The sequence below is a fragment of the Paenibacillus aceti genome (assembly GCF_003614185.1).
Taxonomy (GTDB): domain Bacteria; phylum Bacillota; class Bacilli; order Paenibacillales; family Paenibacillaceae; genus Fontibacillus; species Fontibacillus aceti.
This window is the reverse complement of record NZ_KZ987724.1, coordinates 3,290,769-3,303,679: the sequence shown is the minus strand read 5'-3', so window position 1 is coordinate 3,303,679 and position 12,911 is coordinate 3,290,769. Positions and strand designations below refer to the sequence as shown.

10 protein-coding genes are annotated in these 12,911 nt (G+C 51.5%); 9 read left to right on the top strand and 1 reads right to left on the bottom strand.

The genetic code is table 11. The annotated features are described in order from the left end of the window. Nucleotides 1-21: 21 nt before the first annotated feature. From BFJ94_RS14735 to BFJ94_RS14715, 5 genes are read left to right on the top strand one after another with little or no spacing between them, the layout of a single operon-like run. Nucleotides 22-978, top strand: a complete 957-nt coding sequence (locus BFJ94_RS14735; RefSeq protein WP_120461597.1) for an IS30 family transposase — start codon at nt 22-24, stop codon at nt 976-978. A 39-nt stretch (nt 979-1,017) separates the two neighbouring features. Beyond that, entirely contained in the window at nt 1,018-2,304 is a 1,287-nt protein-coding gene (locus tag BFJ94_RS14730; RefSeq protein ID WP_120463343.1) for a vWA domain-containing protein, read from the top strand. A gap of 20 nt (nt 2,305-2,324) precedes the next feature. Next, complete coding sequence (locus BFJ94_RS14725) at nt 2,325-2,972, top strand: beta-mannanase (protein WP_120463342.1); 648 nt, start codon at nt 2,325-2,327, stop codon at nt 2,970-2,972. A 28-nt stretch (nt 2,973-3,000) separates the two neighbouring features. After that, the gene (locus tag BFJ94_RS14720; RefSeq protein ID WP_120463341.1) at nt 3,001-4,263 is read left to right on the top strand and encodes a TRAFAC clade GTPase domain-containing protein; all 1,263 of its coding nucleotides are present in this window, start codon (nt 3,001-3,003) and stop codon (nt 4,261-4,263) included. Next, the gene (locus BFJ94_RS14715; protein WP_162944290.1) at nt 4,260-7,574 is read left to right on the top strand and encodes a GAP1-N2 domain-containing protein; all 3,315 of its coding nucleotides are present in this window, start codon (nt 4,260-4,262) and stop codon (nt 7,572-7,574) included. The genes BFJ94_RS14720 and BFJ94_RS14715 overlap by 4 nt, the downstream gene beginning before the upstream one ends. A gap of 310 nt (nt 7,575-7,884) precedes the next feature. Here the strand turns inward: BFJ94_RS14715 and BFJ94_RS14710 are convergent, their stop codons facing one another. Next, a complete protein-coding gene (locus BFJ94_RS14710; protein WP_120463339.1) occupies nt 7,885-8,787 on the bottom strand; it encodes a LysR family transcriptional regulator in 903 nt (300 codons plus the stop codon). A 266-nt stretch (nt 8,788-9,053) separates the two neighbouring features. Between BFJ94_RS14710 and BFJ94_RS14705 the strand changes: the two genes are divergently transcribed. The 4 genes from BFJ94_RS14705 (at nt 9,054) to BFJ94_RS14690 (ending at nt 12,900) form a co-directional block, all read left to right on the top strand. Beyond that, nucleotides 9,054-9,719 carry a succinate dehydrogenase cytochrome b558 subunit gene (locus BFJ94_RS14705; RefSeq protein ID WP_120463338.1) on the top strand — a complete coding sequence of 222 codons (666 nt, stop codon included), beginning with the start codon at nt 9,054-9,056 and terminating at the stop codon, nt 9,717-9,719. Nucleotides 9,720-9,805: 86 nt separating this feature from the next. Further along, entirely contained in the window at nt 9,806-11,551 is a 1,746-nt protein-coding gene (gene sdhA / locus BFJ94_RS14700; RefSeq protein ID WP_120463337.1) for a succinate dehydrogenase flavoprotein subunit, read from the top strand. A gap of 18 nt (nt 11,552-11,569) precedes the next feature. Further along, complete coding sequence (gene sdhB, locus BFJ94_RS14695; protein WP_120465252.1) at nt 11,570-12,334, top strand: succinate dehydrogenase iron-sulfur subunit; 765 nt, start codon at nt 11,570-11,572, stop codon at nt 12,332-12,334. A 167-nt stretch (nt 12,335-12,501) separates the two neighbouring features. After that, nucleotides 12,502-12,900 (top strand): YbaN family protein, encoded by a 399-nt coding sequence (locus BFJ94_RS14690; RefSeq protein ID WP_205571029.1) that lies wholly within the window; start codon nt 12,502-12,504, stop codon nt 12,898-12,900. Nucleotides 12,901-12,911: the final 11 nt, after the last annotated feature.

Genomic DNA, 12,911 nt, shown 5'->3' with positions numbered 1-12,911 from the left:
TTCACACAAGGAGAATCCACCATGAACTACACACATCTTAGCATAATCGAGCGCAGCAAGCTAGAAATCCTCCACCAGCAGGGGAAAAGTGCCAGAGCGATTGCCAGAGAGCTCGGCAGACATCATTCCACCATCAGCCGTGAACTGGAGCGTCACGAGGGTCAGGAGACCTATGGTGCACAGCGAGCCCAGGAGAGCTATACCCAGCGTCGTAAAACCTCGGTTCCCGAAGGCAAGTGGACGCCGGAGCTGGCTAGAGTCATCGAAGAGAAGCTTCAGGCCACCTGGTCTCCGGAGCAGATCACACAGCGGTTTCGGCAGGAGAAGCAAGCCATCGTATGCTTTAAAACGATCTATCGCTGGCTGTACGCGGGCCTGTTGTCCAAAGGCATCCTCACCGTTCTCAGACACAAAGGCAAGCGGCAGAAGCCTGCTGAGACGCGTGGCAAGTTTACCGTGGGCAAGTCTATCTCTCAGCGTCCCAAAGAGGTACGGTCTCGGGAAACGTTTGGTCATTGGGAACTCGATACGGTGGTCTCAGGCCGTGGGAAAAGCAAGGGCTGTGTAGCTACGTTCATTGAGCGTAAAACGCGCTTGTACAAAGCCATTCGGATGCCAGACCGCACAGCGTTGTCTATGGAGATCGCTTTTGGTGTAGTTGCTTCTGAGTATCCTATCGGAGCCTTTCAAACCGCTACAGCAGATCGTGGCAAGGAGTTTGCTTGCTACACCAATCTGGAGGCCACCCATAGCATACAGGTGTACTTTGCTGATCCGTATTCCTCCTGGCAACGAGGCTCCAATGAGAACGCCAACGGCCTCTTGCGAGAGTTTTTTCCCAAAGGAACGGACTTCGCTCAAGTTACGGACGAGGCTTTACACCATGCTCTTGATCTGATTAACCACAGACCACGAAAATGTCTGGGATGGAGAACCGCTCGCGAATCTTTTTCAGAGGAACTGTCGCACTTGCCTTGACAATCCGTCATATAAAAATGGTAGGAAGGAAGTACGTATATGCAGCGTAAAATTAACTGGCTATTGGTGCTATTCAGCCTTATTGGCGGGGCGGTCGGGTTCGTAATCGGCGAGGTACTGTTAGGCAGACTCTCTGGCCGGATGCCGGAAATCTTATTGATCGGTCTGTATTTCGGCATACTTGCCCTATCGATCGGGCTATTCTGCCTGATCGCGGAGATGATCTCTCCGCGGTTGAACGGAGCATCCTGGCGGCAAAGGTATATGGGGACCTCCTGGAAGCTGTTAATCCCGGCTACACTGGTGATGCTGCTTCTGGCTGGAACGGCCTTTGAATTCTTATATGAACTGAATGTCGGCCGTGCCAAGACGACCAAGGACATCGTGCTGATCATTGATAACTCCGGCAGTATGCTGGAGACGGACCCGGAGGATCTGCGTTATGAAGCGGCCAAATCATTCGTGGAGCAGATGGATAGCAGTAAGCAGGTATCCGTTATTGTATTCAATGACGCACCTGAGTTAATCCAGCCTTTTGTCCAGGTTAAGGGTCAAGGGGTGAAGGATGAAGTATATGCGGCTATCGATGCGCTGGAGCCGACGAATGCTGGTACGGATATCGCCTCGGCTCTGGAATTGGGGATGGATCAGCTGAAAGGGCTGAACAGCTCCAAAGGAGCGATGGCTGTGCTGCTGTCTGATGGCTTCAGCGATGTGAATACGGCCGAAGTTCTAGCGGATTATCAGGAGCGGGGAGTCGTTATCAACACAGTGGGTCTTGGACTTAGCCGATATGGAAATTCCGCAGGGGCCACTCTGCTTAAGGATATCGCCAGCGAGACGGGAGGACGGTATTATGACGAGGCCGATGCGAAGAATCTGTCCTTTGTTTTCCGGCAAATTTATGACAATCTGGATGATCGTACATTAGTTACGGAACGCACCGGGATGATGGAGAACAGCGTTTATTACATGATTCTGAGAATTGTACTCGTTCTGCTGCTCGGGGCACTTATCGGCTTATCTCTGGGTCTCATGTTCGATAATCGCTATTTGGCTAAGAGCTTCACGATCGGCGGCGCTGTATCCGGCCTGCTTGCTGGTCTGCTGCTGGAATTCGGCCTGAATGGCAGCTTTATCGGCGATGTGATGATCCGCTTGCTCGCCTGTCTGGTTCTGGCAGCGGTCACGACGATGTTCACGGTCGTGGTGCCGATGCATGAGAATGCTGTACGAACCGGAATTCGCCGTAGAGGAGCTGCGGTGAGGAATGCTGGAGCAGGATATACAGAGCCTGCCAGGGACCGGAACAGCAGAGGATTTTAAAGGCGTAAGGGGGCGAAGCGATGCGTTATATTGATGCTGAGGACGGCTTGCCGCTCATCACAGGGCTGAGCTACAAGCTCGATGAGGATCATTGTTTGCTCCGCTGGCAATGGCCAGATGGATTGCAGGCGGTCTATATCGAGGAGCGATCAGCGGATCGCGGATCGTACGGGATGGATGAATATCCATCCCCGAGCGAGGGTCTGAGACTGTATACGCGCGAAGAGTATAAGGCAGCGGGCGGGTACCGTGACCGGATCGACAAGGTCGGTCTGGTGGTCTACACCGTATATGCCTGCATGATGGAGAACGGGGAGAAGCTGCTTATTCGTCAGCCGGGGGCGGAGAATACGGTGGAGATCAGCACTGGACGGGCCAAGATCCGTTATTCGATCCGGCAGAAGAGCAGCTTGTTGCGTAAATATAAAACAGTGCAAATCTCGGTGCTAGCCGAGATAGAGGTCCCTAAGGAAGTTTTATGCTATGTGAAGAAGCAGGACAGCTATCCGGCAAGCATTGAAGACGGGACGGTGTATCCTTTTCTCCGGGATTTCCCGGCGGGAAGAAGCACGTTGCCGCCTATCGAGGTCGGCAAGAACGATTATGTGCGGCTATTCTTTACGGATGGGCGCAGGTATGGCCGCTTCTTTGAGCTGATCCCGGAATAAATGCACTGCTAGCGAGGAGGAATGAACGATGGGCTTCTTAGATCTATTCAAAAGGAAACCGCAGGCCGAGCCGCGGCCGTTATTTTATGATATTGTCTGTCCGTACTGTTTCAGCAAATTCACCCCGGATCAGGTGGTCTTCCGGGCGACTCATTACCGTGAGGATGATGAGGATTATGCGCTGGGCGAAGATGAGGAACTGAACAGATATCGGGAGCGGTTCGGACTGGATACGGTGTACGATATGGAGGCGGTGCTGCGGCCCCAGGATGTACCGCCTGAGCATTTGATCTATTCCGATCATGTTTTGATCGGGCTGAATGACCGTTATGGCGAGGTGACCAAGCGGAGATTATGTCCGCATTGCCATAATGAATTGCCGGTGACCGCAGGCAAAGTGCCGAGCAACATTATTTCGATCGTCGGTGCTTCCCAAGTGGGGAAATCCGTGTATATGACTTCATTGATTCATACACTCCAGAATACGACGGCCGATCATTTCGATGCGGCCTGCATGCCGCTCAATGCGGAGATCAGCCGCAAATTCCGCACGATGTATGAGGAGCCGTTGTTTGAACGCGGTGATTTGCTGGCCTCCACGCAGAAGGAGAAGATGCAGGAGCCGTTTATTTTCCAATTCGTGTTCAAGGATGAGTCGAAACCGCCGCTGACGCTGGTCTTTTTCGATGTCGCCGGAGAGGGTATGGTCGATCAGGACTATCTGGGCCTGCAGGGGCAGCATATCAAGAATTCTTCAGGTCTGCTGTTCATGGTGGACCCGCTGCAGATCCGTTCGATCCGCGAGAAGATTCGCATTAATGTCGGCGACAAGCCGGGGGAATGGGTATCGCAGTATGATGAACCGCGGGATGTCGTGCTGACTATGTTCGGTGATTTCATCGCTTATGAGGAGCAGAACAAGACGGATATCCCGACGGCGGTAGTGCTGACGAAGAGTGATATGCTGCATGTCTTGAAGGATGAAGAAGGAGAGTATATCAAGTCGAATAGTAATATATTTAACAATGCTGTGCATCGTAAATATTTCAATTTGACCGAGTTCGAGAATATCGACGGGGAAATTCGCCGTTTTATCGAAAAGGTGGATCGCCCTTTCAAAGGGACGATGGACGTATATTTTAAGGATACGGGATATTTCGCAGTATCTGCGCTCGGCAGCAACCCGATAGACCAGAAGCTGCAGGACGTGGTGCAGCCGATTCGCGTGGATGAACCGTTCATTTGGCTGCTGTATAAGCTGAACTATATTGAGGGGAGAGAGGCGTTTTGAGTATAAGGCGATCATCCCCTGACTTGATCCAACAGCAAATCTACACCCGGGAGCGGAGCGGTATTTTCCGTTCGACGGAAGGCTTTGACACAGTGGCGGTCTCGGATGGACTGGATGCGGTGTTTATCAAAAAGCAACTGCATCCATTCTGCGGATATGATGCGCCAGCAGAGCTTGTCTCCCGGGGAGAGAAGGATGACGCAAGCTTCCCGCCGGCCCTCCATTTATTCCATGCGGAGAATGGGGATACCGTGCTGGGCCGCAGTATTCACCAGTCGGCTGATTTCACCGGTCTGCGCAGCGCTTTTCTGACACATAACTATGTCATACCAGCTGCGCGGCAAGATGAGATCGTCACCCATTATCGTGAGTATCTTGAAGCGGCGTTCGCGGAAATGTATGTCCCCGAGATCGGCCGACAGCTGCCGGAGCTGGAGGATATTCCGCAGAATCCGCGTTATGCGCAGATGGGTCTGCCACGTCTGATGGCTGAGAAGCTGCTGCATGAGCTGAAGCTGGACGAGAAGACGTTCAAGCAGCTCCTGTTCGCTGTCATGACTGCGGTTGGCGAGGGACGGAAGAAGGTCTATGTCGCGCTGGATGTTCCGGCAGAGCAGATTCCCGCCTCGGCCTCGGCGTTGCTTCAGGTGCTATTTGCCTGCTTGCCATTCGAGCTGCGCCGTCGCCTCGGCTTTATCACTTATGCGAAGGAGCCGAAGAGCCGCAAGTTTATCCACCTGCAATTTGTGGAGCGCGGCAGCATTCGCCCGAATGATCGCGAGATTGAGAAAGATTATGTGTTCGATCTCTCTATCGGCCGCGTGCCCCAGGATGAGCTGGATGAAGGACGGCAGCCATATCTCGACATGGTCTGGAGGTCTATAGGCGATCTCGAGCGTTTGGAGGAATTCCATCGCTTCGCAGATGAGATGCTGGCAGGTATGGATTCGCAGCGCCGGACGCTGCTGTCCAGCTATCATGAGCTGTCTGTATTCTACCAGATCGAAGCCGGGGATTGGGACCTGTATGAGGCCCATAAAGTTACGGTGTTGCGTGGCTTGCTTAACTACCTGGAGCCTGCGGGAGCGCTGGATTCGAGAATACGGCTCAATGATATATTTCTCGCTGCTTTTGACCGCGAGTTTGATGCGGTGAAGCTGCGGAACATGGCTGAGCTAAGTGTAGTGGAATGCTTCCGGGATTATTATCAGCTCGATAGCCGGAGCTATGGAATCAAGCTGATTAATTATTTGATCCATGCCATCAATAACGCCCTGGCCGGGGGCAAGGTTGAATTGGCTCGTCCGTTATATAGTTTGGTGGAGAGCCAGCCTGAATTGAGCAGAGCTTTTTTTGATCTGGTAATGAAGCACAATGAGTTGGAGCATGCCTTATTCGATCCTTTTATTCAAAATAAATTTACAGAAGCAAGCGGAGCGCGCGAAGTATTAAACGTGGTGCATAGCTGGGCCATCACTCATCCTGATGTGCTGCGGAATACGGCGTTCAAGGAATATGCGGTAGCCAGCTTGAAGGATAAGCTGCGGAAGGAACAGCAGTTGCTGCCCGCCGTGCATATGGTGCTGGACAATGTCCGCAAGTGGGGGAGAACCCCGGTGGGCGACCGCGGGATGACTCTGGCGGACTCCGAGCTCGCAGGCGATATCGCCCTTGCGGCCAAGCGGGTGCTGCTGGACGAGCTGAAGCTGGACAAGCTGACCTTCGAGCAGATTACGACGGCTGATTTTCTGGCGCGGCCGGACGCTTTTGAAGGGCTGCTGCTTGAGGACAAACAGCGCAGGCATGTCGATATGCTGCAAGCCTTATATGAGTGGTTCGCTCAGCGGGAGGTAACAGAAGATATCTTTAATGGCTTGCCTTCAGCAGATGTGAAGCAGATGCAGCAGTTAGGGAGGGAATGGCTGCAATCGATGGTTGAGCTAACGCAGTTCTGCAAGATCATTCTGGCCTTTTACACCCCCAAAAACGGCAATATGGACTATGCCGCTTTGTTAAACTATCTGCAGCAGCATGCGAAGAGTCCGGAGGTAATCTATGAATTCATACTCTGGTCGCAGGGGCAGGAGTTATTTGCTAATTCTCGTGGAATTGCTCCAGCCTACACAGCTGCTTTGCTGAATTATTTCAAGAAGCATGATCCTAATGCATTCAAGAGCCGGGATTACCGGACCCGCTATTTCGATAAGGCGGGGGCGCCGATGGCCGCGGTATTCGCGAAAATACGCCTGGAGTTATCCTCGCCGCTCAAGCGATTTCTGGCGAAGAACGGGAAAAAGGTCAGAGTGACTGCGCTTGTTCTGGTGGCTAGTCTCGTGGTACTTACAGGTATTTTGGTGATGCAGCAGCAAGGGCTGCTCGGCGGTTCCAAGCCGTCTGTGGAGGCCACTCCTCCGTTAAATGCAGAGGTAGAGCCCAACGTGCTCGTCTATGCGGAAAATGTGACAGGTCTCGATGGAGCGGAGACGACCTCGCTCGTATTCCAGTTTGCTGAGGCGCAGAAGTGCAAAGCCTTCGCTCCTTCAGCGCTGGAGATCGAGTCGCCAGATCAGGCGGTTCAGCAGTTTGCAAATTTGAAGTTTACAGCTAGCTGTGCGGATGATGTGGACGGGATCGGTGGCAGTGGCGGAGATTCCAGTGGAGATGGTGTGGATCATCCAGGGGATCCGGGCAGTTCGAACAACCCGAGCGATGGAGCGGGTGCAGGCGGTGCAGCGGGCGAAATGTCTGGAGAGAATTCGGACAAGAGTCAGGCTGGCGATAAGGTTCCCGCGGGCGGACAAGCGGCTGGACTGGATAAAGGTGAAAAAGGCTCAGCTGGGAATGGATCGGACGGAGTCGCGTCAAAAGATACGGATGGCGCAGATACGGACGGTATAGAAGCCCCAAAAGGCACGGTTGCTAAACAGGATACTGGAACTGAAAAAGGGACAAAAGCTGAAAAAGGAGCAGAGGCCGAAAAGGGGACGAAAGCAGGAAACGGAGCCGATAAGTCTGGTTCAGCTACGAAGGATACCGCGGGAAACGCAGCTTCAGATAATGAGTCGGATGGTGCGTCAGATAAAACTGCGGTAAATGGCGTTGATTCAGCTGAAGCCAAGGACAAGAACGGGGCTGGCATCGATAATAACGGGCAGAAGCCAGTTTATGCTAATCGTGTAACCGTCTCTTTAGGTCAGAAGGCGATTGTTCCTGTAGGCAGCGTAGTTAAGGTGGGAGACCATCTATATACTGTCGTGGCGCGCGAGGAGGCTTTCGTTAAAGAGAGCCTGACCGAGCAGCCGGGAGCTTAAATATATAGACTAGACATGAGGACGATCTATACGCTTGAGAGCGAGGATTGTCCTCATTTCCAATATCGCGAGCCTGCCAGCTAGTCAGTATAAGTGTAAGTATGCAGCTATATCGGTGCCTTTCGCTCCCCACTTGAGAGATAACTGCTTTTATACAACTATTCAGACGGATTTTCTCATAAACGGGGCTTTAGTCAGGAAATAGTTGTATTTACGCAGCTATTTTCCGATTTCAGGCCCCCACTCCGAAAATAAGTGTATATCTGCAGCTATGTCGCCAATTACAGGGAGTGTCTGTTGGGCCGCTCCATCAAACAGTAAGAACCTCAGTGAGATGGCTTCGGATATCGCTCACCCACTCTTTGATTTCGTTACTCAAATTCGTCTTGTTACCGTAAATCAGGCAGGTTTCTCTGCGCGTCTGCTCTAGCTCCTTCATCGGCAAAGTGACTAGCTCATTGTCTTTAAGCAGCTGTTTGCGCAAGTATGATTTGGGAAGCAATGTAGCGGCTTTGCAAGTGGGCAGCAGCCGGACGATGGCTTCGAAGGAATCGATCTCCATCCTGACGTCAGGGATAATACTGTGCCGCACGAATACTTCCTCGATCAATTTGCGGTACCAGGTTCCCTTGGAGAAAATAATCATGGAGCGTCCGTTCAGATCGTCCATCGTCGCGGGTCTGCCTTTCGCAAGCTCATGACCGCGCGGGACGACAAGCTCGAGATGATCCTGGAACAGCGGGATACATTTCAAGCCGGACTCACTGATGGAAGAAGCGATTACGCCGATATCGACTTTTTTCTCTTTTACATAGGAGACAATTTCATGGGTTTTGCCGGTGATCAGCTTGACCTCCATATCCGGATTATTATTCATCAGTGCTGTAACCAGGGGAGGAAGCGTAGTTTGAAGAGTAGTGAGACTTGCTCCGAGGGTTACGGTGCTGCGTTCAACAGCTTTGAATCGGGAGACAGACTGCAGAAAGTTCTGATGCCGCTGGCGCTGCTCAAGTGCATACAGATAGGCTTCATGACCGACACGTGTAAGCTCCAGCTTTTTACCGTTACGATTAAATAGGGCGACCCCCCATTCTTCCTCCAGCTTGGCTATTTTCCTCGATAGGGCGGGCTGAGACAAATTAAGCAGCTTTGAAGCTTTATTTAAGCTAGACTGTTCTACAACGGTTGTAAAAACGAGTAAATCTTCAAGCATCTGATCCCCTCATTCTTATAGAATAATAGACTCTCTTATGCAAAATTGTTATAACAGTTAATAATTATATTGCAATTCCATTATAAGCTAAAAAGGAGTAACATTGAAAGTGACACAAGATGTTCACATGTTACGTTTGTAACATACTTTTCCCGGCGGCTATTTGTGCGCTTTATCATTTACGCTTAAATTGCAGATAGTTGTCGAATGGTGATGATTGAGAGTTAATATGGAACGATGGAAATGAGAAAGGGGTACACGCACTTATGAAAGGGTTTTATTCCAGGAAACTTCATTCGCTTCTGGGCATCATTCCGTTGGGCTTGTTCATTCTGGAGCACATGCTTACGAACTTCTCCGCCGTGGAAGGCGGAAGCCAGGGCTTCAAGGATAGTGTGGCGTTCTTGAATAGTCTGCCTCTGCTGCTAGTCCTGGAGATTGTCGGTATTTATTTGCCGCTGTTGTATCACGGGGTCTACGGCATGTATATCGCTTTTCAGGCGAAGCCGAACAACGGCAGCTATGCGACAGAGCGTAATCTACGCTATTTGCTGCAGCGGATTACCGGGGTCATCGTATTCGTCTTCGTCTTCTGGCATGTGTATGAGACGCGGATTCAACTGGCTCTTGGCAAGGTAACACATGATGAAATGGGCAGTGTGATGCATGGGATTTTGACGCAGCCGATCTTCTTTATTCTGTATGCTATCGCAGTTGTGTCGGCTTCCTTCCACTTCGCCAATGGTCTGTGGTCGTTTCTCGTTAGCTGGGGAATCACGGTGGGACCTCGGTCGCAGCGTGTGTCCTCGTATGTTTGTATGACCTTGTTCGTTATTGTGTCGGTAATGTTCGTATGGTCGCTGTTCACTTTCCGTACTGAGGAATTCGCAGGGGCTACGGCTCTGCTGCAAAATATCAGGATGATAGGCTAGGAAGAATGAATTGTTTACCGAAGTAAATAGCGTAAGAAAGTAGATCAAAGAAGCATTGCTCACAAAACTTTTAGGAGTTGAAAAGGATGTCGAAACAAAGCATAATTGTCGTCGGCGGAGGGCTGGCCGGGCTAATGGCTACGATCAAGGCGGCTGAAGCCGGCGTTCAGGTTCATCTATTCTCCATCGTTCCGGTCAAGAGATCGCACTCGGTTTGTGCGCAAGGCGGAATTAACGGTGCGGTCAATACGAAAGGGGAAGGCGACTCCCCGTGGGTGCACTTTGACGATACGGTGTATGGCGGAGACTTTCTCGCCAATCAACCGCCAGTTAAAGCGATGTGTGAAGCGGCTCCGGGCGTCATCCATCTGATGGACCGGATGGGAGTGATGTTCAACCGTACTTCTGAGGGACTGCTTGATTTCCGCCGCTTCGGGGGTACGAAGCATCACCGCACTGCCTACGCCGGGGCGACGACCGGACAGCAATTGCTCTACGCTCTTGATGAGCAGGTTCGCCGCCATGAGACAGAGGGGCTCGTCGTGAAGTATGAGAACTGGGAGTTCCTGTCGGCTATTCTTGATGATGAAGGAGCCTGTCGCGGTATTACCGCACAGAATCTCCGCTCGATGGAGATCGTGAGCTTCGCTTCCGATGCTGTTATTCTGGCGACGGGCGGGCCGGGGATCATCTTCGGCAAGACGACCAACTCCGTTATCAATACGGGAACGGCAGCGAGCGCGGTGTATCAGCAAGGTGTGCATTATGCTAACGGCGAATTCATTCAGATTCATCCGACAGCCATTCCTGGTGATGACAAGCTGCGCCTGATGTCAGAATCGGCCCGTGGTGAAGGGGGACGGATCTGGACTTACAAAGACGGCAAGCCGTGGTACTTCCTCGAAGAGAAATATCCGGCATACGGCAATCTGGTGCCGCGGGATATCGCGACCCGGGAGATCTTCTCCGTCTGCGTTGACCAGAAGCTGGGCATCAATGGCGAGAACATGGTGTATCTTGATCTGTCGCATAAGGACCCGAAGGAGCTTGATGTGAAGCTCGGCGGCATCATTGAAATTTACGAGAAATTTGTGGGCGATGATCCGCGTAAGGTTCCGATGAGGATTTTCCCGGCGGTCCATTATTCTATGGGCGGCATGTGGGTTGATTATAATCAGATGACGAATATCCCGGGCTTGTTCGCAGCTGGAGAATGTGACTATCAATACCACGGAGCGAATCGGCTTGGAGCTAACTCGCTCTTATCTGCGATCTTCGGCGGTATGGTAGCCGGACCGAAGGCTGTTGAATATGTCCGCGGCTTGAAGAAGTCTATCGATGATATGGGCTCAGCAGTGCTCGACAGGGAACGTAAGGTTCAAGAGGATAAATACGAGAAGCTGCTTAATATGAATGGTAAAGAGAATGCTTATATGCTTCATAAAGAGCTTGGCGATTGGATGACGGATAACATGACCGTGGTTCGTGTTAACAGCAAGCTGGAAGCGACGATTAACAAAATTAAGGAACTGAAGGTTCGATATAACGATATCAATGTCAATGATACTTCGCGCTGGAGTAATGCCGGTGCCTCCTTTACACGTCAATTGTGGAATATGATAGAGCTGGCAGAAGCGATGACGCTTGGGGCGCTGCTCCGGAATGAAAGCCGCGGTGCTCATTATAAGCCGGATTATCCGGATCGTAATGATGAGGAGTTCCTGAAGACGACCAAGGCAACTTGGACGCCGGACGGCCCACAGATCTCTTATGAAGAGGTAGATGTGTCACTGATTCCGCCGCGTATTCGCGACTATACGAAGGAAAAGTAGGAGGGGAGAGCAATGGCAATGGCGGAAACAAAAGCAACGGGTAAAAAGGTGAAGTTCATTATAACACGCCAGGACGGCCCTGAGACGAAGCCTTATACAGAGGAATTCGAGCTTGATTATCGCCCCGGCATGAACGTGATCAGCTCTTTGATGGAGATTCAGCGTAATCCGGTCAACACAAAGGGGGAGCATATCACCCCGGTATGCTGGGAATCGAATTGTCTGGAGGAAGTATGCGGAGCCTGCTCGATGGTAATTAACGGCAAGCCGCGTCAGGCATGCGCCGCTCTGATTGATAATCTGGAGCAGCCGGTCCGTATTGAACCGATGCGTACTTTCCCGGTAGTCCGCGACTTAGTTATCGACCGCAGCCGGATGTTCAACGCTCTGAAGCGGGTAAAAGCCTGGATTCCGATCGATGGTACGTACGACCTCGGCCCAGGCCCGAGGATGGCGGAGAAGAAACGACAATGGGCTTATGAGCTGTCGAAATGCATGACCTGCGGCGTCTGTCTAGAGGCTTGTCCGAATGTGAATGAGAAGACGGACTTCATCGGACCGGCCCCGATTAGCCAGGTTCGCTTATTCAATGCTCATCCGACAGGGGAAATGAACGCTGAGGAGCGGCTGGAGGCACTGATGGAGGATGGCGGGATCGAAGGCTGCGGCAACTCGCAGAACTGCGTGCGGGCTTGTCCGAAGGGCATCCCGTTGACGACATCTATCGCTGAGATGAATAAAGCGACCACCAAGCATATGTTCAAGCGCTGGTTAGGAATGTAACGGGCGGATGGTGTGTGGAAGGGTGTCCCTTGAAGTCTGGAACGGGCTCGGGGCACCCTTTTTTTGCTAGGATTGATTTCTCTGACAAAGCTCTGTACCTTTCCTATTTATGTGATAAAATTCACTATACATACGGTTTATACTATTGACCTGAATCAAGGAGGCCAATGATGAAATATCTGTACTTAACCTTAGGCTTTTTGTGCCTGGGACTCGGTGCTATAGGTGCGTTTCTTCCCGTGATGCCGACGACTCCATTTCTGCTGCTGGCTTCATTCTTTCTATCTAAAGGCTCCGATCGCTTTCATCACTGGTTCCGCGGCACGAAGCTATATAAGAAACATCTGGAGAGCTATGTTATCTCCCGTTCCTTAACGCTGCGCTCCAAGGTCAGCATTCTGGCCCTAGCGACCACGATGATGACGATTTCGTTCATCGTCATGCATAACTGGATCGGCAGAACCTCGATCGTGCTCATTATGTGCTTTATGTATTATTATTTTATTTTTCGGATCAAAACGGACAGTAAGCCAACAAATCCTGACATCGCAGCAGCAGATGAGTAACAAGCACTAGC